Genomic DNA, 23,619 nt, shown 5'->3' with positions numbered 1-23,619 from the left:
CCCGTACGGCCCCCCTGAACCGCTCAGGGGGGCCGTGCACTTCGCACCTCCCGGAAGGAAGCCATCAGCCATGGCCATGGACGTCATCTCCGTCATCCGCACCAAGCGGGACCGCGGTGAGCTGAGCGACGAGCAGATCGACTGGGTCATCGACGCTTACACCCGCGGCGAGGTCGCCGACGAGCAGATGTCCGCGCTCGCCATGGCGATCCTGCTCAACGGCATGAACCGCCGCGAGATCGCCCGCTGGACCGCGGCCATGATCGCCTCCGGTGAGCGCATGGACTTCTCGGCGCTGTCCCGCCCGACCGCCGACAAGCACTCCACGGGTGGTGTCGGCGACAAGATCACCCTGCCCCTGGCCCCGCTGGTCGCGGCCTGCGGCGCCGCCGTCCCCCAGCTCTCCGGCCGCGGCCTCGGCCACACCGGCGGCACCCTGGACAAGCTGGAGTCGATCCCCGGCTGGCGCGCCCTGCTCTCCAACGAGGAGATGCTGCACGTCCTCGACACCACCGGCGCGGTGATCTGCGCGGCGGGCGACGGCCTGGCCCCGGCGGACAAGAAGCTGTACGCCCTGCGGGACGTGACCGGCACCGTCGAGGCGATCCCGCTGATCGCCTCCTCGATCATGTCGAAGAAGATCGCGGAAGGCACCGGCAGCCTGGTCCTGGACGTGAAGGTGGGCACCGGCGCCTTCATGAAGACGCTGGCCGACGCCCGCGAGCTGGCGTCCACGATGGTCGGCCTCGGCACGGACCACGGCGTGCGGACGGTGGCGCTCCTCACCGACATGTCCACCCCGCTCGGCCTCACGGCGGGCAACGCCCTGGAGGTCCGCGAGTCGGTCGAGGTCCTGGCGGGCGGCGGCCCGGCGGACGTCGTGGAGCTGACGGTCGCCCTGGCGCGCGAGATGCTCGACGCGGCCGGTATCAAGGACGCGGACCCCGCGAAGGCCCTGGCCGACGGCTCCGCGATGGACGTGTGGCGCCGGATGATCGCGGCCCAGGGCGGCGACCCGGACGCCGAGCTGCCCACGTCGAAGGAGCAGCACGTCATCAAGGCCCCCTCCACCGGCGTGCTGACCCGCCTGGACGCCTACGACATCGGCATCGCCGCCTGGCGCCTGGGCGCCGGCCGCGCCCGCAAGGAGGACCCGGTGCAGGCGGCGGCGGGCGTGGAACTGCACGCCAAGCCCGGCGACACGGTGACCGAGGGCCAGCCCCTGCTCACCCTCCACACGGACACCCCCGAGCGCTTCGACTACGCGCTCCAGGCGGTGACGGGCGCGTACGACATCGCGGCGCCCGGCACCGACTTCACGGCGACGCCCGTGGTGCTGGAGCGCATCGCCTGACGTTCGTCTCCCCCCTTCGGGTGAACGGGACCGGTGGACCTCCGCCGGTCCCGTTCGGCATGCTGGGATCGGTGACGCACCGATTGGAGACCGCCGTGGGCGCACTCACCGTGAGCCAGGACCCCGACCAGAACTGGGACGACCTCGTCCGGTACTGGGAGGAGATGGAATGGCCCGAGGGCAGCAAGGTGGAGATCATCGAGGGGATCATCACCGTGTCACCTGCTCCCGCGTACCGCCACAACGTGATCGCGGCCCGCATCCAGCGGCGCCTGTACTCCGTGATCCCCGATGACCTGGAAATTTTCCAGACGCAGGCCATCGCCGTGCCGTCGCGTCTCGGCATGCTCATCCCGGACCTGTTGGTGGCTCCGGTCCGGGAATGCGTGCAGGCGGACTCCCACATTCCCGCCGCCCTCGCCGAACTCGTCGTGGAGGTGACCTCCAGGTCCAACGCCCGGCACGACCGTGTCAGCAAACCCGCCGCCTACGCCACCGCCGGCATCCCGCTCTACCTCCTCATCGATCGCTGGGCCCCGGGAGGTCCGACCGCGACGCTGTACGGCGAGCCGAAAGGTGAGGTCTACCGGGTGCTGTCCGCGGTGAAGTTCGGGGACCCGATCGCGCTGCCGGAGCCGTTCGGCATCACCGTCGACACCGGCGAGTTCCCCGTCGACTGACCGGGTGTCAGCCGAGCACCGCCGCTATGCCCACCATCACCGGTACCGACACCACCGTCGACAGCAGGATCGACTCGCGGGCCAGGGACTCGGCCACGCGGTAGCGGCTGGCGTACGTGAAGAGGTTCTGGGCGGCCGGGAGGGCCGACGTGACCACGACGTCCAGCAGGGGCGCGCCGCGCAGTCCGAAGACGGCCGCCGCCAGCGTCCAGGCGACCAGCGGCTGGCCCACCGACTTCAGCGCCACCGACAGCAGGACCGGGTACCGGTCCCGGCCCCGGCCGGGCGCCGCGCTGCCGTGCAGCGACATGCCGAACGCCAGCAGGGCCGCCGGGACGGACATGTGCCCGATCAGGGTGAGGGGATTCATGAGCGGCCCGGGGAGCTGCCCGCCCGCCGCCGACACCACCACCCCGGACAGGGAGCCCACGGCTATCGGATTGCGCAGCGGGGTCAGCAGCCGCCGCCACACCGTGCCCTTCTCGGCCGCCCCGGACAGGTCCAGGACCGTCAGGGCGACGGGGGTGACCAGGACGACCTGGAAGAGCAGCACCGGCGCGACCAAGGACGCGTCGCCGAGCACGTACGCGGCGATCGGGATGCCGAGGTTGCCCGAGTTGACGTAGCCGGAGCACAGCGCGCCGATCGTCGTACGGCCCACCTCCCAGCGCCGCAGCGCACCGACCGCCACGAAGACCCCGGCCACCGCGGCCGTGCTCAGGGCCGTCACCAGCAGCCGGCTGGAGAAGAGGACGGAGAGGTCGGCGCGCGCGAGGGTCGTGAAGAGGAGTGCCGGGCCGGCCACCGTGAAGGCCAGCCTCGTCAGCACCTCGGCGCCCTGGTCGCCGAGCGTCCCGCGCCGCCCGAGCGCGTAACCCACGGCGATGACGACCGCGATCACCGCGAACCCGCTCAGCACCCCCACCACGAACCCCACCCTCAAGGGTGAGCGGGGACCGGTCAATGTGATCTTCGACGGCCCTGGCCACGGTATGGCGATGAGTTCCGTCCGTCCCGTCGGTCTAACCGGACGTGGATGCCGAGATTCCCGCCGTTCTTGTGCTGCCCTGGCCCGTCAGCCGTGACGAGGTGACCGGGCTGTGCGACGGCGTGCGGGCGCTGCTGGAGGACGGCGGCGGGGAACGTGTCGTCGTCTGTGACGTCGGCCGGCTCGGGCCGCCGGGGCTGGCGGCCGTCGACCTGCTGGCGCGGCTGGAGCTGGCCGCCCGCCGCGCCGGCGGGCGGATCCGGCTGCGGGGCGCCGGCTCCGCACTACCCGCCCTGCTGGACCTCGTCGGCCTCCGCTTCCAGCTGGAGGGGCAGGCCGAAGAGGGGGAACCAGCGCTGGGTGTCGAGGAAGCAGTGGAAACCGGTGATCCGGCCGTCTGAGATCTCCAGCACCTGCACCGCCCACGGGCTGAACCCGCCGTTCTCCGGGTCCGGCTTGTAGTGGGCGAAGCCCGGCAGGCCGTTGGCCCGCACCGGCAGCAGGCGGGAGCCGGCGCAGGAGGCGCCGATGGTGGTCATGAAGCCGGTGATGTCGGCGGTGCCGCGCAGCCACAGGTCGAACGGCGGCATCGTCATGACGGCGTCCTCGTGGAGCAGCGCCGTCAGCGCCGTCATGTCGTACCCCTCGAACGCCTTGACGTAGCGCTCCAGGAGTTTCTGCTGCTCCTCGTCCAGCGGGTCGGACACCGCGCCCTCGGCGCCCGTGTCCGCGCGCTCCGCGAGCGTGGCCCGGGCCCGCTGCAACGCGCTGTTCACCGAGGCGACCGTGGTGTCCAGCAGCTCGGCGACCTCGCTCGCCCGCCAGGCCAGCACCTCGCGCAGGATCAGCACCGCCCGCTGCTTGGCCGGCAGCTGCTGGAGGGCGGCCATGAAGGCGAGCCGGACGGATTCCTTGGCGACGGCGGCCTCCGCCGGGTCGTCGGCCGTCGGCAGCACGCGCGCGTCCGGCATCGGCTCCAGCCAGGTGTTGTCGGGGCGCGGCGTGAGCGCCGCCCGGGCGAGGGGGGTCGACTCGGTCAGGTCCATGGGCCGCGCCCGTTTGTTGCCGGCCGTCAGCATGTCCAGACACACGTTCGTCGCGATGCGGTACAGCCACGAGCGCAGGGAGGACCGGCCCTCGAACTTGTCGTGGCTGCGCCAGGCCCGCACCAGGGTGTCCTGCACCGCGTCCTCGGCCTCGAAGGAGGAACCGAGCATCCGGTAGCAGTACCCGGTCAGCTCGGTCCGGTGCTTCTCCAGTGCGACGTCCAGGTCCGCCGTCGCCGTGCTGTCGCCCATCGTCCACCCACCCCTGTGGCCGTGCTTCCGCGCGTCTTCGCGCCCCACCACCTGGAAGCTACCGCAGCCCACTGACAATGGCCCCCCGAGTACGAAAAGGGCCTGCTCAGTGGGCGCCCAACGGCTCCCGCCGGGCCGCCACCCGGGCCGCCCGGGTGCCGAGCACGGTGATCGTGACGACACCGAGGACCGCGAGGAGGCCGACACCGACCGTGCCGGACCAGCCGTTCGAGCGGAACGCCACCGCTCCGACCGTGCTGCCGACGCTGGAGCCGATGTAGTACGCGGACTGGTACAGCGCCGAGGCCTGCGCGCGGCCGTGGGTGGCCGTCTTGCTGACCGCCGAGGAGGCCACCGCGTGCCCGGCGAAGAACCCCGCCGTGATCAGCACCAGGCCCAGCAGCACCAGCGGCAGGGACGCGGCCAGGGAGAGGAGCAGGCCCGCCGCCGTGGTGCCGCCCGCCAGGTACAGCGCGCCCCGGCGGCCGCACCGGCCCACCAGCCGGCCCGCGGTGGACGCCGAGACCGTGCCCACCAGGTAGACGAGGAAGATCGAGCCCACGATCCCCTGCGGCAGGCCGAACGGCTCCGCCGTCAGCCGGTACCCGATCACCGTGTAGACGCCGCCGAACACCGTCATGAACAGCGCGCCGATCGCGTACAGGCGGCGCAGCAGCGGGTCGGAGAGGTGGCCGCGGACCGTGCCGAGCAGGATCCGCGGGCGCAGTGAGCCCGCCGTGAAGTGCCGCGGGGCCGGCAGCAGCAGCCGGAACGCCACGGCGCATCCGACCGCGAGCGCGCCGATCACACCGACCGAGACCCGCCAGCCCCACTCCTGCGCGACCCAGCCGGTGATCACCCGGCCGCTCATCCCGCCGACGCTGTTGCCCGCCACGAACAGCCCGATCGCCGTGACCAGCGCCTTCGGCCGCACCTCCTCGGCCAGGTACGCCTGCGCCGAGGCCGGGACCCCGGCCAGCGCGGCACCCTGCACCGCCCGCAGCACGACCAGCGCGCCCAGCGACGGTGCGAAGGGCACCAGCATGCCGACCGTGACCGCGACGGCCAGCGAGCCCGTCATCACCGTACGGCGGCCGAACCGCTCCGACAGGGCGCTCATCGGCAGCACGAACAGGGCCAGCCCGCCGGTCGCGGCGGCCACCGTCCAGCTCGCCTCGCTCGCCTGGACCCCGAACTCCCCGGAGATCAGCGGCAGCAGGGCCTGGGTGGAGTAGAGGAGGGCGAAGGTCGCGACTCCGGCGAGGAAGAGGGCGAGGCTCATCCGGCGGTAGCCGGGGCCGCCAGGGGTCAGCCGGGAGTCGGAGCCGCTGTCGGAGGGACGGACGGGGGAGACGGCGCCCACGCTGGTGGACGCCGGGGTACTGGCGGGAGACATGCCTCGACCGTAGGACCACCCCCCTCATGCGTCCAATGCATGGAATCGCCATAATCGTTCCCATGGCGCATCAGCGGAGGTCACAGGGGCGGCTGTCACCGTCCGGTGACACAGAAGACATGGCGGAGACGGTACGGCTGCTGGCGCCCCGCCTCGCCTACTTCGCCGGCGTGGCCCGCACGGAGCACGTCACCCGGGCCGCGCAGGAGATGAACGTCCCCCAGTCCACGCTGTCCCGGGCGATGGCCCGGCTGGAGCAGGACCTGGGCGTCGACCTGTTCGCCCGTCACGGCCGTACGGTCTCCCTGACCACCGCCGGCCGTACCCTCCTCGCCTCCGTCGAGCGGGCCCTCGCCGAGGTCGGGCGGGCCGCCGGGGAGATCCGCGCGGACGCCGACCCGGCCACCGGCAAGGTCGCCTTCGGCTTCCTGCACACCATGGGCGCCGAGACCGTCCCCGGCCTGCTGCACGCCTTCCGCGCCGACCACCCGCGCATCCGCTTCAGCCTCGTGCAGAACTACGGCGAGGCGATGCTGGAGCGGCTGCGCGCCGGTGAGCTGGACCTCTGCCTCACCTCGCCCGTCCCCGACGCCCCCGACCTGGTCGCCCGCCGCCTGGACGAGCAGAAACTGCGCCTGGTCGTCCCCGCCGACCACCGGCTGGCCGCCCGCCGCCGCGTCCGCCTGGCCGAGGCGGCCGACGACACCTTCGTCACCCTGGAGCCCGGCTACGGCCTCCGGCGGATCACGGACGACCTGTGCCGCGAGGCCGGCTTCAAACCCCGCGTCGCCTTCGAGGGCGAGGAGGCGGAGACGCTCCGGGGGCTGGTTGCGGCGGGGCTGGGGGTGGCGCTCCTGCCACCGCCGACCGTCCCCCGCCCCGGGGTGGTGGAACTGACGGTCACGGCCCCGAGGGCGGCCCGCGAGATCGGCGTGGCCTGGCTGGCGGACCGCCCGGACACCCCGCCCGTGGCGGCCTTCAAGAAGTTCCTGCTCTCCCGCCGGGGCAGCCTGCTTCCCTAGGCCGGGTCGACAGAGGCCGAGGCCGAGGGACGGCCAGGGCCAGGGCAAGGGAAGGTCAGGGCCATGGCCGAGGGACGGCCAGGGGCAAGGCCGGAGCCAGGGCATGCCGACCCGCACCGCCCGCACCGCCTCAGCGTTTCAGTGACCTGCCGAACCCCGCCGCCAGCGGCATCCGCAGGCCGATCGGCGGCGGCGCGGCCAGCGCGTCCTCCACCGGCCGCGACACCCGGCGGCCGAACAGGGCGCCGAGGACGAAGTCCACGCCCAGGTTCACCACTTCGGCCCGGTGCCCGTGCAACCCGTGGCCGTCGGAGTGCACTTCGAACCGGCACACCTCCCGGTTCGCCTTCTTCGCCCGCGCCGCGAAGCGGAACGACAGTTCGGGATCGGTGCGTTCGTCGTTCGTTCCGTGCACGATCAGCACCCGGCGCCCGACCAGCTGCTTCACCGGTTCGGCGGGCGCGGCGACATCCTCCTCCGGCAGCCAGGGGGCCAGCGCCACCACGGAGTTGACGGCCTCGTGACCGCCGGCCCGCAGCGCCGCGCGCCCGCCCATGTCCACGCCGACCAGACAGACCGGCACGTCCCCGTACCGTCGTACGACCTCGTCGGCGGCCCAGCCGGCGTCCGCCGCCAGATGTGCCTCGCTGCCGTTCCACCCGCGGTAGCGGTAGTGGACGGGATGGACGGCCAGGCCCTCGGCCCGGCCCGCACGGGCGAACGCGCGGCCCAGGGAGCGGATCAGGGTCAACGCCCGGACGGGGGACGGCCGGCGGGCGGAGACCTCCTCCCCGCCGGGGAGCAGCAGCACCGCCCCGCTCACCGACGTCGGCTCCGGGCCGACTGCCCTTCCCAGCCCGGCCGTTCGGACCGGCGTCACTTGCTGTCCCATGACAGAACAGTGTCAGAAGGCGCGGTGTACGAAACCCGTACGTGCGGTCACCGTTGCGTATCGACGGAAAAGTGCCGGGAACCGGCTGCTGCGCGCCCCCGGCGCTCTACGCGCGTAGGAGTTAGAGTGCGGAAATGACGAGCCAGACTGCACCGACGGGGGCCGTCCCGGCGGCCATCCCGGTCCATGTTCCGACGCCGGACCAGATCCGGCGGGCGCCCAAGGTGGTGCTGCACGATCATCTCGACGGCGGGCTGCGCCCGGGGACCGTCGTCGAACTCGCCCGGGAGACGGGCTACGACGGTCTTCCCGAGACGGACCCCGGCAAGCTGGGGATCTGGTTCCGTGAGGCCGCCGACTCCGGATCGCTGGAACGGTACCTGGAGACCTTCCGGCACACCGTCGGCGTCATGCAGACCCGGGACGCCCTGGTCCGGGTCGCCCGGGAGTGCGCCGAGGACCTGGCCGAGGACGGGGTCGTCTACGCCGAGGTGCGGTACGCGCCCGAGCAGCACCTCGACGGGGGGCTGACCCTGGAGCAGGTCGTGGAGGCCGTGAACGAGGGGTTCCGGCAGGGCGAGCGGCTCGCCCGGGAGAACGGGCACCGGATCCGGGTCGGCGCGCTGCTGACCGCGATGCGGCACGCGGCCCGCTCCCTGGAGATCGCCGAACTCGCCAACCGCCACCGGGACTCCGGCGTGGTCGGCTTCGACATCGCCGGTGCCGAGGCCGGCTACCCGCCCACCCGGCACCTGGACGCGTTCGAGTACCTGAAGCGGGAGAACAACCACTTCACCATCCACGCCGGCGAGGCGTTCGGGCTGCCGTCCATCTGGCAGGCGTTGCAGTGGTGCGGAGCCGACCGGCTCGGGCACGGGGTGCGCATCATCGACGACATCGAGGTCCGCGAGGACGGCTCGGTCGTCCTCGGCCGCCTCGCCTCCTACGTCCGGGACAAGCGCATCCCGCTGGAACTGTGCCCCAGCTCCAACCTCCAGACCGGGGCCGCGTCCTCCTACGCCGAGCACCCGATCGGACTGCTGCGCCGGCTGCACTTCCGGGCCACCGTGAACACCGACAACCGGCTGATGTCACACACCACGATGAGCCGGGAATTCGAGCATCTCGTCGAGGCGTTCGGTTACACGCTCGACGACCTCCAGTGGTTCTCCGTCAATGCGATGAAATCAGCGTTCATCCCTTTCGATGAACGACTCGCGATGATCAATGACGTCATCAAGCCCGGATATGCCGAGCTGAAATCCGAATGGCTGTTCCAGCAGACCGCTTCCACCAGCGGCTTCGCCGGTGCGGAGGGGTAACCGCAGGACATCCGCCGACCCGGAATGCGGACGCCTCCCCAGGGAGTGTCCGCATTCCGGTGTTTGCGGCTGGTGGGTCGGCGTGTTTAGGTCGGGGACCGCTCGGATCGTTCGTGATCTCCCGTCTCCGCATGCAAGGACGCATTCACCATGAAGCAGTCTGCTGCCAAGACCCTGGGCGTCGCCGCCCTCGGTGCCGCCGTCGCCGCCGTGGGCGCGGGCGCGGCCAACGCGGCCCCCGCCACCCCGGCCGCCGGCCAGACCCTGGCCACCGTCACCAAGGCGCTGCCGTCCGGGCAGATCGTCGAGGCCCTGCCCGACAGCGGCGCGATGAAGCTGCTCAAGCCCCTGGCCGAGCGCGGTGTCACCGCCGCGGTCCCGGCCGCCGGCAAGGGCGTGGCCGCCGCTCAGCCGGTCGCCGAATCCGTCCTCGCCAAGAGTCCGACCGGGCCGGTCAACGGCCTGCTCGGCGGAATGCCGCTGAAGGGGTTGCCCACGAACGGCGTGCCGGTCAACGGCATCGCGCTCGGCTGAGGCACGCTTCCGCACGACGCGGGCGGGGCGCTCCGGCAGGCCCGGAAGCGCCCCCGTGGTGTGCCCGCCCGCTCCGTCCCCGACTCACCAGGTGGGGGTGCGGACGCCGCCCTCCGCGGGCAGCAGGATCCACAGCGCTATGTAGAGCAGGAACTGCGGGCCGGGCAGCAGGCAGGACAGCAGGAAGATCACCCGCATCGTCGTCGCGGAGGTGCCGAAGCGCCGTGCCAGCGCGGCGCACACTCCGCCGATCACGCGGCCGTGGGTGGGGCGGGCAAGGGCGCTCATGAGGACTCCTCCGTGGTCGCCGGTCCGTCACCGGGCCGGGGGCGGGGCCGCCCGGATGGCGTCCCCAGCTGTCTTCCACGGTACGTAGACCAAAGGGATGAAGCGTCGCTCTACGGGGCGATCCCGACCCTGGGAATCGTCGGGGTACGTCCCTGAGACAGCTCCTCCTGGACGGTGACCGACGGCCCGGCCGCACCCGGCTCCCGCACGCCGCGCCGCCGCAGCCAGGCGCGGGCCGCCGGTACGACGGTCAGGTGGGCCAGGGCGACCCCCACCGTGTTCAGCAGCAGCGAGTCGACGTCGACGACCCGGCCGGGCACTCCCGTCTGGAGCAGGGCGATGCCGAGGGAGACCAGGGTGCCCGTCGCGGCCGTACGGACCAGGGACGCCGACGGGGACACGGTCAGTCTGCCGTGCGCCATCGGCAGCAGCACGCCCAGCGGGGCCAGCAGCGCGAGGCCCTCCCCGAGCGGTCGCGCGGCCCGAGGCCAGCCCAGCGCGAGGTCGGCACGGATGCCGGCCAGCGGGCGCAGGTTCGGGGGCATCACCCAGGGGACGTCCAGGGGGCGCAGCATCAGCCAGGCGACGAGGGCGAGGTGTGCGACGAGGAGGAGACCTCCCGTCACACGGATGCGGATCGCGGCGCTGCCGCCGATGGAGCCTTGACGCTGCACGACCCCCTAGACGCCGGGCCGGGGCCGGTTGGTTCCGCGACGGAAACATCCCGACGCGGACAGGCCGGATCCGGCCCCCGGCCGACGCGCGCACTCCGCACCCGCCGGCCCCGGCGGGTGCCGCGCCACCGGTGCCGGTCGGGGCGTCAGTGGTCCGTGATCGGGGTGGACGGGGGCTGCGACGCGCCCGGGTGTTCGCGGACGTCGTCCGTGCACTCGTAGCGGTGCAGCGGGCCCCCGTCCGGGCCGCCCAGGACGACCGAGCCGTCGCCCTCCGTCGCCGCCGAGTCGGACAGGGTGCACACCAGCTGCGCCACGGCGTAGGAGGTGAGACGCGACGGTGCCGTGCTCAGGCGGAGTGTGTCGTCGGGGTCCTTCGGGCCGGGCCCGCTGACGCCGAGGCCGCCCGGTACCCGCGTCGTGTAGCCGGCGGAGCGCTCCGCGGCCGACGGTGACGCGGCCAGCTGGTCCAGCAGCCCCTGTGCGACCATCACCCGGCGCCGGGCGTCGGGGGTGCCGTCGGGTACCCGTACGGTCCGGTCGACGGCCACCAGGGACGCCCCGCACAGCAGGAAGACCTGCACCGGCACCCCGTGCGAGGACTGCGTGGACAGGTCGGGGCCGGCCAGCGAGCACTGCACCCCGGACGGTGCCGCCCCGAAGTCGGTCGGCACCTCCGTGGCCCGGATGCCGCAGCCGGTGAGCAGCGCGCCCAGGAGGGGCAGCGCCAGCAGGCGTCGTACGGTCATGACCCCTCCTTCCCCAGGTGGTCCGCGCCGGTCCCGGTGTCCTCGGCGTCCTCGCCGTCCTCCTCGGCCAGCCGGGCGGGGTCCTGCGGCAGCCACAGCGTGAACACGGCGCCGCCCTCGGGGGAGTTGGCCGCGGTGATCCCGCCGCCGTGGATGTGGGCGTTCTCCAGGGCGATGGACAGGCCCAGTCCGCTGCCCTCGGAGCGCGGCCGGGAGGCGCTCGCCTTGTAGAAGCGGTCGAAGACGTGCGGCAGGACGTCCTCGGGGATGCCGGGCCCGTGGTCGCGGACCTGGATCTCGACCGCGTCGTCCGCCTTCCGCACCGACACCCGCACCGGCGACCCGCCGTGTTTGAGGGCGTTGCCGATCAGGTTGGCGAGGATGACGTCCAGGCGGCGCGGGTCGATGCGGGCGTGCAGGCCGCGCTCGGCGTCCAGTTCGACCGCGTCGAGCCAGGCGCGGGCGTCGATGCAGGCGGTGATCTGGTCGGCGAGGTCGACGTCGTCCAGGACCAGCCGGGCGGTGCCCGCGTCGAAGCGGGTGACCTCCATCAGGTTCTCCACCAGGTCGTTCAGCCGCCGGGTCTCGCTGACGACCAGCCGGACGGCGGATTCGATCATCGGGTCGATGCCCCCGGCCTCCGACTCCAGCTCCTCCTCCAGCACCTCCGTGACGGCGGTGATGGCGGTGAGCGGGGTCCGCAGTTCGTGGCTCATGTCGGCGACGAACCGCCGGGAGGCGTCGTCCCGCGCGGCCATCTCCGCGACCCGTTTCTCCAGCGCCTCGGCGGCCTGGTTGAACGTTCGGGACAGGTCGGCGAGTTCGTCGGTGCCGGACACCTGGAGCCGCGTGTCGAGCCTGCCCTCGCCGAGCCGCCCCGCGGCCACGCCGAGCCGGTGCACCGGCTTCAGTACGGTCGTCGCGGCGGCCTGCGCGAGCAGCGCGGCACCGATCAGCGCGAGTCCGGTGGCGATGCCCAGCGACCAGGCCAGCGAGTTGAGGTCCTTGGCCTCTGGCTCCAGGGACTTCGCCATGTAGCCGGTGGTGCCGCCGCCGATGACGCGCGTACCGGCCACCAGATAGGGCGTGCCGTGGTCCACGACCCGCTGCCAGTACAGGTGGTACGGATCCTTGTTGGTGTCGGTCACCGGCTGACGCCTGGTCACGGCCGCCCGCAGCGACGCGGGTACGTCCTCCAGCGCGAAGCCGTTGATGCCGCCGGAGGTGCCGTACACCTTCTTGCCGCCGGCGTCCCCGGCGACCAGGAGCACGCTGAAGCGCTGGCTGCTGGCCCCCATCTGGCCCGCGGCCCGCTGGAGCTGGTCCTGCGTCGGGTGCACGGGCAGCGCTCCGACGCGGTTCTGCATCTCCTGCCGGAAGTCGCGCAGCACCGCGTCCTGGGCGCGGGTGAGGACGGCCTCCCGGTTGAGCCAGTAGGCGATGCCCGACGCCGACACGGCGGCGGTGAGCGCGACCAGGCCGAAGACCAGCACCAGCCGCAGCCTGAGGCTGGTGAACCTCAGCCGGGTCAGATTCCCCCTGCGCCCCGCGGCCCAGCCGCGCAGCCCCCCGTGTGTGTCGGTCACTGAGGCGCGTCCAGGCGGTAGCCGACACCGCGGACGGTGCGGATCAGCGTCGGGGACGACGGCACGTCCTCGACCTTGGCCCGCAGCCGCTGTACGCACGCGTCCACCAGGCGCGAGTCGCCCAGGTAGTCGTGCTCCCACACCAGCCGCAGCAGTTGCTGCCGGGACAGCGCCTGACCGGGCCGCCGGCTCAGTTCGAGCAGCAGCCGCAGCTCGGTCGGGGTCAGCTGGAGGTCCTCGCCGTTCTTCGTGACGGTCATGGCCGACCGGTCGATGACGAGGCTGCCGAACGTCGCCGAGTCGCTGGACTCGCGTTCGCCGCGGCGCAGCACGGCCCGGATCCGGGCGTCCAGCACCCGTCCCTGGACCGGCTTGACGACATAGTCGTCGGCGCCGGACTCCAGCCCGACCACCACGTCGATGTCGTCGCTGCGCGCCGTCAGCAGGATGATCGGCAGCTGGTCGGTGCGCCGGATGCGCCGGCACACCTCGAACCCGTCGATGCCGGGCAGCATCACGTCCAGCACGATCAGGTCCGGGCGCTGCTCACGCAGCAGCTTCAGACCGTCCTCGCCGCTGGCAGCGGTGGCCACCCGGTGTCCCTGGCGCGTCAGGGACAGCTCCAGGGCCGTACGGATGGCGTCGTCGTCCTCGATCAGCAACAGGGAAGGCACGGGCTCATTCTGGCCCATGGACGGGGTGTCGTACGACCCGTCGACGCCCCTTCCTCGCCGCCGCCACCACCTGTGCGCACGCCGTCACCGTCGTGGACGGGGCCCCTGTGACAGGTCTGTGACAGTCGGCGGACACGTCCATGAAGGTCCCCCGGCAGTCTTTTGGTCACGGGCAGGGCCACCGGCCGCAACCAGCCCGGTACGACCGAGTCACCGGAAGTCCACCACGGGGAGCGCGAGATGAACACGCTGCACGGCATGAGCACCAGCGCAGTGGTCACGCGTCTGCACGACGTGCACCGGGGACCGGAGAAGGCCGGTGCCGGCACGGGCACCTCCCTGCTCGAGCGCAACCGCGAGCTCGGGGGAGGGCGGGGATGCGCCCGCGGCGGCACCGCGCGTCAGCACACCACGTTCATGACGGTGGTTGACGCGCACACGGGGGAGACGCACGGGGGAGCCGCGTACGGGGAGGACCCGGGGGAGCGTCGCTCGCTGACGGAGGCGGAGTTCACCGCCTACGTCCAGGAGCGCCGCGCCTCCCTGTACGCCACCGCCTACCACCTGACCGGGGACCGCTTCGCGGCCGAGGACCTGCTCCAGAGCGCGCTGTTCTCGACGTACCGGGCCTGGGAACGGATCAGCGACAAGGCGGCGGTCGGCGGATACCTCCGCCGCACCATGACCAACCTGCACATCAGCGCCTGGCGGCGCCGCAAGCTCAACGAGTACCCGACCGAGGAACTCCCCGAGACGCCCGGCGAGACGGACGCGATGCGCGGTACCGAGCTGCGCGCGGTCCTCTGGCAGGCGCTGGCCCGGCTGCCCGAACTCCAGCGCACCATGCTGGTCCTGCGCTACTACGAGGGCCGCACCGACCCGGAGATCGCGGAGATACTCGGCATCAGTGTCGGCACGGTCAAGTCCAGCATCTGGCGGTCGCTGCGCCGGCTGCGCGACGACGAGGTCCTGGGCTTCGGCCGTGACGAGGAGAGCGCCTTCGGCGAACTGGTCGCCTGAGCACAGCGGCGACGGGGCGACGGGGGAGAACCGGGGACCACTGGGGGGTGGGCCCACGGGGTGACACGGGGGAGGAACAGGGGCGGGACCGGTGGGCCAGGGGGGCCGGCCGGTCCCGCTCCTGCGTGCGTCAGGGGCGGGCGGGCGTCACGCCGCCGTCTGCTGCCGCGCCTGCCGGCCCGCCGCCGCTGCCGCCAGCCGGCCGAGCGCCTCGTCCCGGTCACAGGGGTGCGCGCCCAGGGACACCTGGCGGGTGACGATCGAGCGTTCCGAGCGCATCAGCCGCCAGCCGCGGCGCAGCAGGAACGGCACCGACTTGCGGCCCTCCCTGAGGTCGCGCAGGAAACGGCGGCGGAAGGTGGTGAACGGGCCCCGGGTCAGGCACAGGGCGTCCGCGAGCAGGCCCCGTTCCCGGCAGCGTCCGACGATCTCCGCGGCGAACACGCCCTCCGCGATGAACAGCGGGGTGCCGCCGATGCGCAGGGTCTCCTCGCCGGTACGGGCGCTCAGCGCGATGTCGTACACCGGTACCGGCGTCGACCGTGTGGCACACAGCCGGGCGATGGCCTCGACGGCGATGTCCGCGTCCCAGGACCCCGGGTGGTCCCAGTCGATGTCCGAACTCCCCGCCACCAGCGGCAGAGTCGGGTCGTCACCCTCCTTGTAGAAGTCGTCCAGGCGCAGGACGGGAAGCCCGGAGCGGGCGGCGACGAGTGACTTGCCCGAGCCCGAAGGGCCGCACAGCAGCACGACACGGGCGGGGGCCGGAGGATGAATGCTCACGGAACACCAGTTTGACGCATGGGGAGCGCCCTGCCGACCCCGCGGGTCGGCTTTTGAGCGTGAGACGCACCTCAACTACCCTGCGTGTCGACAGCCTTACCCTGCGCACCGAAGGTGGCACCAGCGATGGCCCGACACACCTCCCACCAGCGTTCCGCCGCGCGGCGCGCCCTGATCGCCCTGGCGACCGCCGGAGCGGCCCTGGGCGCGGGCGCGGCGACGGCGTCCGCCGACTCGATCCCGGCCCTGGGCCTCGACCACCGCCCCCTGGATCTCGGCAACGTCGACCCGCAGGCGGGTACCCGCGCCGCGACGGGCGTCCTCGGCCCGGTCGCCGGCCTCAAGCCCAACCCGCTCGCGGGCACCGGCGTGGACCCGCTGGACAACGGCGTGGAAACTCAGATCGCGGACTTCCGGCCCGTCAGGTCCAAGTCCCTGACGGGCCCTCTGGCCGAGGCCCCGTCGATCGGCGGCGTGCCGGTGGTGGGCGGGGCGCTGAGCATGCTGGGCCGCTGACGGCACCGACGGGGGCGGTGCGGGGGTCGTCCGGCCGCCGGTGCCGGACCGCGGGCGGCCGGACGGGACGCCCGCGGTTGCCCGCCGCGTCCCCTCGCCCCGTCACTCCGCGTACGTCAGTACGACGAACCGGACGCGCCCAGCGACCCCGTCGGGTGCCAGACGGTCTTGGTCTCCAGGAAGGCGGCCAGCCGGTCGGTCCCCGGCGTCCGGGAGTGGTCCACAGGCTGTGGACGCAGAACCCGCTTGAGGTTGTCCGCCGCCGCGATCTCCAGCTCCTTCGCCAGCGCCTCGTCGGCACCCGCGAGGTCGATCGCGTTGACGTCCTGGTGCGCGGCCAGCGGCGCGGCGATCTCCGCCGTACGGCCGGACAGGATGTTGACCACACCGCCCGGGACGTCGGAGGTGGCCAGCACCTCGGCCAGGGACAGCGCGGGCAGCGGGGCCTTCTCGGAGGCCACCACGACCGCCGTGTTGCCGGTGGCGATCACCGGCGCCAGCACCGACACCAGACCGAGGAACGACGACTCCTGCGGGGCCACCACGGCGACCACGCCCGTCGGCTCGGGGGAGGAGAGGTTGAAGTACGGGCCCGCGACCGGGTTGGCGCCGCCGAGCACCTGGGCGATCTTGTCGGTCCAGCCGGCGTACCAGACCCAGCGGTCGATCGCGGCCTCCACCTGCTCGGCGGCCGCGGACTTCGACAGGCCCTCCGCGTCGGCGACCTCGCGGACGAACTGCGCCCTGCGGCCCTCCAGCATCTCCGCCACGCGGTACAGGACCTGGCCGCGGTTGTAGGCGGTCGCGCCGGACCAGCCGCCGAACGCCTTGCGCGCGGCCACGACCGCGTCACGGGCGTCCTTGCGGGAGGACTGCGGAGCGTTCGCCAGCCACTTGCCCTTCGAGTCCGTCACCTCGTACACCCGGCCGCTCTCGGAACGCGGGAACTTCCCGCCGACGTACAGCTTGTAGGTCTTGAAGACGCTCAGACGGTTGTGATCAGACATCGAGGTACGCCTCCAGGCCGTGACGGCCGCCCTCGCGGCCGAAGCCCGACTCCTTGTAGCCGCCGAACGGCGAGGCAGGGTCGAACTTGTTGAACGTGTTGGACCAGACGACACCGGCGCGCAGCTTGCCGGCGACGGCCAGGATCCGCGAGCCCTTCTCGGACCAGATGCCCGCCGACAGGCCGTACTGCGTGTTGTTCGCCTTGGCGACCGCCTCGTCGGGCGTGCGGAAGGTGAGGACCGACAGCACCGGGCCGAAGATCTCGTCGCGCGCGACGGTGTGCGCCTGGGTGACGTTCGTGAAGAGCGTCGGCGTGAACCAGTAACCGGACGACGGCAGTTCGCAGGCCGGGGACCAGCGCTCGGCGCCCTCCGCCTCGCCCTGCTCGGTCAGCGTGGTGATCCGGGCCAGCTGCTCGGCGGAGTTGATCGCGCCGATGTCGGTGTTCTTGTCCAGCGGGTCGCCGAGGCGGAGCGTGGACAGCCGGCGCTTGAGGGAGTCCAGCAGCTCGTCCTGGACCGACTCCTGCACGAGCAGGCGGGAGCCCGCGCAGCAGACCTGGCCCTGGTTGAAGAAGATGCCGTTCACGATGCCCTCGACGGCCTGGTCGAGCGGGGCGTCGTCGAAGACGATGTTGGCGCCCTTGCCGCCCAGTTCGAGGGTCAGCTTCTTCCGCGTGCCGGCGACGGTCCGCGCGATCTCCTTGCCGACCGCGGTCGAACCGGTGAAGGCGACCTTGTTCACGTCCGGGTGCGCGACGAGCGCGGCGCCCGCGTCGCCGTAGCCCGGAAGGATGTTCACGACACCCTTGGGCAGGCCCGCCTGGCGGCAGATGTCCGCGAAGAAGAGCGCGGACAGCGGGGTGGTCTCCGCCGGCTTCAGGACGACCGTGTTGCCGGTCGCCAGCGCCGGGGCGATCTTCCACGCCAGCATCAGCAGCGGGAAGTTCCACGGGATGACCTGGCCGGCCACGCCCAGCGGCTGCGGGGCGGCGCCGAACCCGGCGTGCTCCAGCTTGTCCGCCCAGCCCGCGTAGTAGAAGAAGTGCGCGGCGACCAGCGGGAGGTCCGCGTCGCGGGTCTCCCGGATCGGCTTGCCGTTGTCCAGCGTCTCCAGGACCGCCAGCTCGCGGCTGCGCTCCTGGATGATGCGGGCGATGCGGAACAGGTACTTGGCGCGCTCGGAACCCGGCAGCGCCGACCACTTCCCGAACGCCGCGCGGGCGGCCCCGACGGCACGGTCGACGTCCTCGGCCCCCGCTCGGGCGACCTCGGACAGCACCTCCTCGGTGGCCGGCGAGATGCTCTTGAACACCCTGCCGTCGGCCGCCTCCGTGAACTCGCCGTCGATGAACAGGCCGTAGGAGGGGGCGAGGTCGACGACGGAGCGGGACTCGGGCGCCGGTGCGTACTCGAATGCGGAGGACCGCTTCTCGATGGTCATGGTGATCAGTCCACCGTTACGTAGTCGGGGCCGGAGTAACGGCCGGTGGCCAGCTTCTGCCGCTGCATCAGCAGGTCGTTCAGGAGGGAGGAGGCGCCGAAGCGGAACCAGTGGTTGTCCAGCCAGTCCTCGCCGGCCGTCTCGTTGACGAGGACGAGGAACTTGACGGCGTCCTTGGAGGTACGGATGCCACCGGCCGGCTTCACGCCGACCTGGACGCCGGTCTGCGCGCGGAAGTCCCGTACGGCCTCCAGCATCAGCAGCGTGTTGGCCGGCGTGGCGTTGACCGCGACCTTGCCCGTGGAGGTCTTGATGAAGTCCGCGCCCGCGAGCATGCCGAGCCAGGACGCGCGGCGGATGTTGTCGTACGTGGACAGCTCACCGGTCTCGAAGATCACCTTCAGCCGGGCGTCCGTGCCGCAGACCTGCCGCACGGCGACGATCTCGTCGTACACCTTCAGATACCGGCCCGCGAGGAACGCGCCCCGGTCGATGACCATGTCGATCTCGTCGGCACCGGCGGCGACGGCGTCCCGCACGTCGGCCAGCTTCACGTCGAGCGCGGCGCGGCCCGCCGGGAAGGCGGTGGCCACCGAGGCGACCTTCACGCCGGAACCGGCGACGGCCTCCTTGGCGACGGCCACCATGTCGGGATAGACGCAGACCGCGGCCGTGGTGGGGGCCGTCCGGTCGGTGGGGTCGGGGTGGACCGCCTTGGCGCCGAGCGCCCGGACCTTGCCCGGGGTGTCCGCGCCTTCCAGGGTCGTCAGGTCGACCATCGAGATGGCGAGGTCGATGGCGTGCGCCTTCGAGGCGGCCTTGATCGAACGGGTGCCGAGAGACGCGGCGCGTGCCTCCAGGCCGACCGCGTCCACGCCGGGCAGCCCGTGCAGGAAGCGGCGCAGCGTGCTGTCGGACGCGGTGACGTCGGCGAAGGAGCTACCGCCCGCGCGCTCGGCAGTGGGCGACTGTGCTGTGGGTGCAGTACGGGGCATGGTCACCAGACGAGCATATCTACGCGCGTAGCGGCTGTACACCCCCGGCTCTCGCCCGCGCTCCGCCCGCACCCCCCCGGGCTCCGCTCGACCACTCCCGCCGCGCGCGGGCCCGTCGTCGCGGTGACCCGCGCCGCCGGCGGGGTCGGCGCCCTGCTCACCGAGCGGCTCGCCGCGTCCGAGGAGGCCAGACAGGTCCTCGCCATCGACGAGCGGCGCGGCGAGTGCGCCGACGCGCGGTGGCACATCCTCGACGTGCGCGATGCCGCGATCGCGGACAGGCTGCGGGGCGCCGACGTGCCCGCACGGCGTCCCCCGCCCTCGCGCGGATCACGGATGGGCGCCGGTTGCCGGGCACGTGGCCGCGCCGCCGGAGCCGTCGGGCAGAATCGGGACCATGACCACCCCCGACCACCCGTCACCCGCGTCCCAGCCGCCGGCACCCGCCGCCAAGGACCGGGTCTACCGCTCGCCCCTCGGCCTCACGGGCGGTGCGCTGCTGCTCGTGGTCGTGCTCTGGCTGGGCTTCGACGCGCTGTTCAAGGGCCACGGCCGGACCCCCTGGCTGGCGCTCGCCGCCATGATCCTGGTCCTGCCGCTGGTGATCGCCTACACGCTCCGCCCGGCGGTCTTCGCCAACGAGGACCGGCTGCGCATCCGCAACCCCTTCCGCGTGATCACCCTGCCCTGGGGCGAGGTCGCCGGTCTGCGCTCCGGCTTCACCAACGAGGTCGTCGCCAGGTCCGGCGCCAAGTACCAGCTGTGGGCCGTCCCCGTCTCCCTGCGGGCCCGCAAGAAGGCGGCCCACCGCCGGCAGCGGGCGGCGGCCGACGCGGCGCGCGGTGTCACGCCGGGCGGCGTCGGCTCCGGGGGCGGGGGGCTCGCACCGAGCGGTTTCGGCTTCGGCGGGTTCAGCCTGCGCGGCGGTGACACCGGGCCGGCCCGGGCGGAGAGCGACCAGATCATCGACCAGCTGAACGAGATCCGGGACCGGCGCTGCGAGGCCGGCCAGGCCCAGGGCGAGCCGACGGTCCGCTGGGCGTACGAGGTGGCCGCGCCCGCGGTGGCGGGAGCCGTGCTGCTGGCGATCCTGCTGATCGTGGGCTGAGGTCCGCCACGGGGGCGGGCCGGGCGGCCGGCCGGCAGCCGAGAGCTGGGACGAGTTCCTGAGGGCGGAGGGGCCGGCAGGTACCGGGAGGCTGCGGGAGGCCGTCGTACGGGGTGCCGTACGACGGCGCCGGGCGCCGGCTGGTCACGGCCGCGCCGACAGCTCCCGCAGCGTCCTTGCGCGGCCGCTGTCCGACGCGACGGCAGGCGGGAACGGGCCGGCGCCGCGCGGCCCCCAGAACCTCGCCCAGGGGCGCCTGATGACCGCCGTGTGCCGAGACGGAGACGGGGCTGGACGGCGCCCCGCCCGGCCTGGCTGGAGCGCGGGCCGGGTCTCCTGGCAGCCCTTCGGGCGGGCCGCGGCGGGACCATCGCCCTCCGGCGCGCCCCGGCCGCGCCCGCCCGGACGGCGGCCGTGCTGTTCCTCGCCCGTCGCCGCGGCGTCGTGCGTCCATCCGGAACCGTTGAGGAACGTGACCAGAGCCCGGGTCCGCCCGCCGCCGGGGACCCTCGGGGTGCACCGGCGGCGGGCGGGCCCGGGGTCAGATGCCGGCAGCCGCCGACAGGTCCCGCCTGACGGCGTTCAGCAGCTCGGCCGCGCGGGCGCGGGCGGCCGGCAGGCCGGCATGGTCCGCGACCGGTACGACGACCTCCAGGTAGCACTTCAGCTTCGGTTCCGTGCCGCTGGGACGGACGATGACACGGGCACCGGTGAGGGTGTAGCGCAGGCCGTCGGTGGGCGGCAGCCGGTCCGTGCCCAGGCCGAGGTCCTCGGCCCGGGTGACCGGAAGACCGGCCAGCTCAGCCGGCGGCTGCTCGCGCAGGCGGCGCATGGCGTCGGCGATGAGGGAGAGGTCCTTGACGCGGACCGACAGCTGGTCGGTGGCGTGCAGGCCGTGTTCGACGGCCAGGTCGTCCAGGAGGTCGAGCAGCGTGCGGCCCTCCTCCTTGAGCACGGACGCCAGCTCGGTGATCAGCAGCGCGGCGGTGATGCCGTCCTTGTCGCGCACGCCCTCGGGGTCCACGCAGTAGCCGAGGGCCTCCTCGTAGCCGTAGCGCAGGCCGTCGACGCGGGCGATCCACTTGAAGCCGGTCAGCGTCTCCTCGTACGGCAGCCCCGCCTTCCCGGCGATCCGGCCGAGGAGGGAGGAGGAGACGATCGACTCGGCGAAGGTGCCCCGCGCGCCGCGCCGGACCAGGTGGGCGGCGAGCAGGGCGCCGACCTCGTCACCGCGCAGCATGCGCCAGTCGCCGCCGTCCTTCACGGCCACCGCGCAGCGGTCGGCGTCCGGGTCGTTGGCGATGACCAGGTCCGGGTCGGTGGCCCGGGCCCGGGCGAACGCCAGGTCCATCGCGCCCGGCTCCTCCGGGTTGGGGAAGGCGACCGTCGGGAAGTCCGGGTCCGGGTCGGCCTGCTCGGCGACCAGCACCGGCTCGGGGAACCCGGCGCGGGCGAAGGCGGCGAGCAGGACGTCCCTGCCGACGCCGTGCATCGCCGTGTAGACCGTGCGGGCGGTGCGGGGGGAGCCGGCGCCCAGGACGGCGTCCGTACGGGCCAGATAGGCGTCCAGGACCGCGTCGTCCAGGGTCTCCCAGCCGGACTCCGGGCGCGGTACGTCGTCCAGGGAGGCGATCGCGTCGATCTCGGCGGCGATCTCCGCGTCGGCGGGCGGGACGATCTGGGAGCCGTCGCCGAGGTACACCTTGTAGCCGTTGTCCCGGGGCGGGTTGTGGCTGGCGGTGACCTCCACGCCCGCGACCGCGCCGAGGTGCCGTACGGCGAACGCCAGCACGGGCGTGGGGAGGGGGCGCGGGAGCACGGCCGCGCGCAGGCCGGCGCCGGTCATCACGGCGGCCGTGTCGCGGGCGAAGTCGGCGGACTTGTGGCGGGCGTCGTAGCCGATGACGACGAGCCCGGCGCCGTCGCCCCCGTAGGGGGTGCCGCTCTTCTTCAGGTACGCGGCGAGGCCGGCGGCGGCGCGGATGACGACGCCGCGGTTCATGCGCATCGGGCCGGCGCCGAGTTCGCCGCGCAGGCCGGCGGTGCCGAACTGGAGGGTGCCGCTGAAGCGGGCCGCCAGTTCGTCCATGTCGCCGGCGTCGATCAGCCGGGCGAGTTCCTCACGGGTCTCCGCGTCGGGGTCCTCGGCCAGCCATGCCTTGGCCCGGGCGATGAGATCGTCGTGCACCTTGGGATCAACCTCTCCTGTGATTTGCCTGGTCCGGCCGGAGGCACCGCCCCCCGGACCCCCGTCCTCGCCCCCGCCATCCGACTCGGTCGGCTGGAGAGCGACCCAGCGACTTGTCGGCCCCCCGGCCCCCCCCGGCCACCGGCGGCACCGACGCCCCGCGCGACACCTGCCGCGCCCCGCTCGACGCCGGACGCGGCGACCGTGTCCCCTGGACGCGGCGCGACTGGCGCGCCGCGGCTCAGATGCGGCCCAGCACCTGGCCGAGCAGCTGGCCCATCCGGGCGGCCGAGTCGCGGCCGGCCTGGAGGACCTCCTCGTGGTTGAGGGGCTCGCCCGTCATGCCCGCGGCGAGGTTGGTGACCAGGGAGATGCCCAGGACCTCGGCGCCGGCCTCACGTGCGGCGATGGCCTCCAGGACCGTGGACATGCCGACCAGGTCCGCGCCGATGACGCGGGCCATGCGGATCTCGGCCGGGGTCTCGTAGTGCGGGCCGGGGAACTGGGCGTAGACGCCCTCCTCCAGCGTGGGGTCGATCTCCTTGCACAGGGCGCGCAGACGGGGCGAGTAGAGGTCCGTCAGGTCGACGAAGTTCGCGCCGACGATCGGGGAGGTCGCCGTCAGGTTGATGTGGTCGCTGATCAGCACGGGCTGGCCGGGGCGCATGCCCTCGCGCAGACCACCGCAGCCGTTGGTGAGCACGATGGTCTTGCAGCCGGCGGCGACGGCGGTGCGCACCCCGTGGGCGACGGCGGCGACGCCACGGCCCTCGTAGTAGTGGGTGCGGCCCAGGAAGACCAGGGCCCGCTTGTCACCGAAGGAGTACGAGCGGACCTTGCCGCCGTGCCCCTCGACGGCCGGCGCCGGGAAGCCGGGCAGCTCGGTGACCTGGAACTCGGCGTCGGGTGCGCCCAGGGCGTCGACGGCCGGAGCCCAGCCGGAGCCCATCACGAGGGCGACGTCGTGGGTCTCGGCACCGGTCAGCGCGCGCAGGCGCGCGGCGGCGGCGTCGGCGGCGGCGTGGGGATCGCCCTGGATGTCGTCCGGAAGGAGAGATGCGTTCACGCCGTCGAGAGTAACCGGTCTTCGCCTACGCGCGT

24 protein-coding genes and 1 pseudogene are annotated in these 23,619 nt (G+C 73.2%); 10 read left to right on the top strand and 15 right to left on the bottom strand.

Annotated elements, in window-relative coordinates:
* The first annotated feature begins 76 nt into the window (after positions 1-76).
* The gene (locus tag AB0F03_RS11125) at positions 77-1,354 is read left to right on the top strand and encodes a thymidine phosphorylase (RefSeq protein ID WP_361989149.1); all 1,278 of its coding nucleotides are present in this window, start codon (positions 77-79) and stop codon (positions 1,352-1,354) included.
* 95 nt (positions 1,355-1,449) lie between these two features.
* Positions 1,450-2,034, top strand: coding sequence for a Uma2 family endonuclease (locus AB0F03_RS11120; RefSeq protein WP_361989146.1), 585 nt, complete (start codon positions 1,450-1,452; stop codon positions 2,032-2,034).
* 7 nt (positions 2,035-2,041) lie between these two features.
* Here AB0F03_RS11120 and AB0F03_RS11115 read toward each other — a convergent pair whose 3' ends face one another.
* Positions 2,042-2,962, bottom strand: a complete 921-nt coding sequence (locus AB0F03_RS11115; RefSeq protein WP_361988912.1) for an AEC family transporter — start codon at positions 2,960-2,962, stop codon at positions 2,042-2,044.
* A 104-nt stretch (positions 2,963-3,066) separates the two neighbouring features.
* On the opposite strand from AB0F03_RS11115, the gene AB0F03_RS11110 reads away from it, so the two are divergent.
* A complete protein-coding gene (locus AB0F03_RS11110; protein WP_361988909.1) occupies positions 3,067-3,423 on the top strand; it encodes an STAS domain-containing protein in 357 nt (118 codons plus the stop codon).
* Here AB0F03_RS11110 and AB0F03_RS11105 read toward each other — a convergent pair.
* Together AB0F03_RS11105 and AB0F03_RS11100 are read right to left on the bottom strand one after the other, a co-directional pair.
* Positions 3,307-4,320, bottom strand: coding sequence for a sigma-70 family RNA polymerase sigma factor (locus tag AB0F03_RS11105; RefSeq protein ID WP_361988906.1), 1,014 nt, complete (start codon positions 4,318-4,320; stop codon positions 3,307-3,309). The two genes, AB0F03_RS11110 and AB0F03_RS11105, sit on opposite strands and share 117 nt — an antisense overlap.
* Positions 4,321-4,426: 106 nt before the next feature.
* Positions 4,427-5,716 carry an MFS transporter gene (locus tag AB0F03_RS11100; protein WP_361988903.1) on the bottom strand — a complete coding sequence of 430 codons (1,290 nt, stop codon included), beginning with the start codon at positions 5,714-5,716 and terminating at the stop codon, positions 4,427-4,429.
* A gap of 62 nt (positions 5,717-5,778) precedes the next feature.
* Here AB0F03_RS11100 and AB0F03_RS11095 point away from each other — a divergent pair, with 62 nt between their 5' ends.
* Complete coding sequence (locus AB0F03_RS11095) at positions 5,779-6,738, top strand: LysR family transcriptional regulator (RefSeq protein WP_361988900.1); 960 nt, start codon at positions 5,779-5,781, stop codon at positions 6,736-6,738.
* 130 nt (positions 6,739-6,868) lie between these two features.
* Here the strand turns inward: AB0F03_RS11095 and AB0F03_RS11090 are convergent, their stop codons facing one another.
* Positions 6,869-7,630: an alpha/beta hydrolase gene (locus tag AB0F03_RS11090; RefSeq protein WP_361988897.1), complete on the bottom strand. Its 762-nt coding sequence runs from the start codon at positions 7,628-7,630 to the stop codon at positions 6,869-6,871.
* A gap of 134 nt (positions 7,631-7,764) precedes the next feature.
* On the opposite strand from AB0F03_RS11090, the gene AB0F03_RS11085 reads away from it, so the two are divergent.
* Positions 7,765-8,952 carry an adenosine deaminase gene (locus tag AB0F03_RS11085; RefSeq protein WP_361988894.1) on the top strand — a complete coding sequence of 396 codons (1,188 nt, stop codon included), beginning with the start codon at positions 7,765-7,767 and terminating at the stop codon, positions 8,950-8,952.
* Between the two features lie 150 nt (positions 8,953-9,102).
* Entirely contained in the window at positions 9,103-9,486 is a 384-nt protein-coding gene (locus AB0F03_RS11080; protein ID WP_361988891.1) for an ATP-binding protein, read from the top strand.
* Between the two features lie 84 nt (positions 9,487-9,570).
* Here the strand turns inward: AB0F03_RS11080 and AB0F03_RS11075 are convergent, their stop codons facing one another.
* From AB0F03_RS11075 to afsQ1, 5 genes are all read right to left on the bottom strand, one after another.
* Complete coding sequence (locus tag AB0F03_RS11075; RefSeq protein ID WP_361988889.1) at positions 9,571-9,774, bottom strand: PspC domain-containing protein; 204 nt, start codon at positions 9,772-9,774, stop codon at positions 9,571-9,573.
* 110 nt (positions 9,775-9,884) lie between these two features.
* Positions 9,885-10,448 (bottom strand): VanZ family protein, encoded by a 564-nt coding sequence (locus AB0F03_RS11070; protein ID WP_361988887.1) that lies wholly within the window; start codon positions 10,446-10,448, stop codon positions 9,885-9,887.
* A 146-nt stretch (positions 10,449-10,594) separates the two neighbouring features.
* A complete protein-coding gene (locus AB0F03_RS11065) occupies positions 10,595-11,197 on the bottom strand; it encodes a hypothetical protein (protein WP_361988884.1) in 603 nt (200 codons plus the stop codon).
* Positions 11,194-12,783 carry a HAMP domain-containing sensor histidine kinase gene (locus AB0F03_RS11060; protein WP_361988881.1) on the bottom strand — a complete coding sequence of 530 codons (1,590 nt, stop codon included), beginning with the start codon at positions 12,781-12,783 and terminating at the stop codon, positions 11,194-11,196. Before AB0F03_RS11060 ends, AB0F03_RS11065 begins: the two co-directional genes overlap by 4 nt.
* Positions 12,780-13,457: a two-component system response regulator AfsQ1 gene (afsQ1, locus tag AB0F03_RS11055; protein ID WP_031024517.1), complete on the bottom strand. Its 678-nt coding sequence runs from the start codon at positions 13,455-13,457 to the stop codon at positions 12,780-12,782. The genes AB0F03_RS11060 and afsQ1 overlap by 4 nt, the downstream gene beginning before the upstream one ends.
* Before the next feature lie 240 nt (positions 13,458-13,697).
* On the opposite strand from afsQ1, the gene AB0F03_RS11050 reads away from it, so the two are divergent.
* Positions 13,698-14,477 (top strand): SigE family RNA polymerase sigma factor, encoded by a 780-nt coding sequence (locus AB0F03_RS11050; RefSeq protein ID WP_361988878.1) that lies wholly within the window; start codon positions 13,698-13,700, stop codon positions 14,475-14,477.
* A 147-nt stretch (positions 14,478-14,624) separates the two neighbouring features.
* Here the strand turns inward: AB0F03_RS11050 and AB0F03_RS11045 are convergent, their stop codons facing one another.
* Positions 14,625-15,227, bottom strand: coding sequence for a uridine kinase (locus AB0F03_RS11045; protein WP_361989143.1), 603 nt, complete (start codon positions 15,225-15,227; stop codon positions 14,625-14,627).
* 159 nt (positions 15,228-15,386) lie between these two features.
* On the opposite strand from AB0F03_RS11045, the gene AB0F03_RS11040 reads away from it, so the two are divergent.
* Entirely contained in the window at positions 15,387-15,776 is a 390-nt protein-coding gene (locus tag AB0F03_RS11040; RefSeq protein ID WP_361988875.1) for a hypothetical protein, read from the top strand.
* Positions 15,777-15,892: 116 nt separating this feature from the next.
* On the opposite strand, the gene AB0F03_RS11035 is transcribed toward AB0F03_RS11040, so the two are convergent.
* Genes AB0F03_RS11035 through deoC form a run of 3 tightly spaced genes read right to left on the bottom strand, consistent with a single transcriptional unit; the run spans position 15,893 to position 19,222 of the window.
* Positions 15,893-16,783: an aldehyde dehydrogenase family protein gene (locus AB0F03_RS11035; protein WP_361988873.1), complete on the bottom strand. Its 891-nt coding sequence runs from the start codon at positions 16,781-16,783 to the stop codon at positions 15,893-15,895.
* Positions 16,776-18,227: an aldehyde dehydrogenase family protein gene (locus tag AB0F03_RS11030; protein WP_361988870.1), complete on the bottom strand. Its 1,452-nt coding sequence runs from the start codon at positions 18,225-18,227 to the stop codon at positions 16,776-16,778. The genes AB0F03_RS11035 and AB0F03_RS11030 overlap by 8 nt, the downstream gene beginning before the upstream one ends.
* A gap of 5 nt (positions 18,228-18,232) precedes the next feature.
* Entirely contained in the window at positions 18,233-19,222 is a 990-nt protein-coding gene (gene deoC / locus AB0F03_RS11025; RefSeq protein ID WP_361989141.1) for a deoxyribose-phosphate aldolase, read from the bottom strand.
* Positions 19,223-19,345: 123 nt separating this feature from the next.
* Between deoC and AB0F03_RS11020 the strand changes: the two are divergent.
* Together AB0F03_RS11020 and AB0F03_RS11015 are read left to right on the top strand one after the other, a co-directional pair.
* Positions 19,346-19,522 (top strand): annotated as a pseudogene (locus tag AB0F03_RS11020) (NAD-dependent dehydratase); the annotation flags it as partial.
* A gap of 97 nt (positions 19,523-19,619) precedes the next feature.
* Positions 19,620-20,330, top strand: a complete 711-nt coding sequence (locus tag AB0F03_RS11015; RefSeq protein ID WP_361988867.1) for a PH domain-containing protein — start codon at positions 19,620-19,622, stop codon at positions 20,328-20,330.
* A gap of 541 nt (positions 20,331-20,871) precedes the next feature.
* Here AB0F03_RS11015 and AB0F03_RS11010 read toward each other — a convergent pair.
* Both AB0F03_RS11010 and AB0F03_RS11005 read right to left on the bottom strand, forming a co-directional pair.
* Positions 20,872-22,518: a phospho-sugar mutase gene (locus AB0F03_RS11010; RefSeq protein WP_361988865.1), complete on the bottom strand. Its 1,647-nt coding sequence runs from the start codon at positions 22,516-22,518 to the stop codon at positions 20,872-20,874.
* 241 nt (positions 22,519-22,759) lie between these two features.
* Entirely contained in the window at positions 22,760-23,584 is an 825-nt protein-coding gene (locus AB0F03_RS11005) for a purine-nucleoside phosphorylase (protein WP_361988862.1), read from the bottom strand.
* Between the last annotated feature and the right edge of the window lie 35 nt (positions 23,585-23,619).

It is taken from the genome of Streptomyces sp. NPDC028722 (genome assembly GCF_040637655.1).
Classification (GTDB): domain Bacteria; phylum Actinomycetota; class Actinomycetes; order Streptomycetales; family Streptomycetaceae; genus Streptomyces.
Note: the sequence above shows the minus strand (reverse complement) of the source record. Positions and strands in the feature narration are given on the sequence as shown.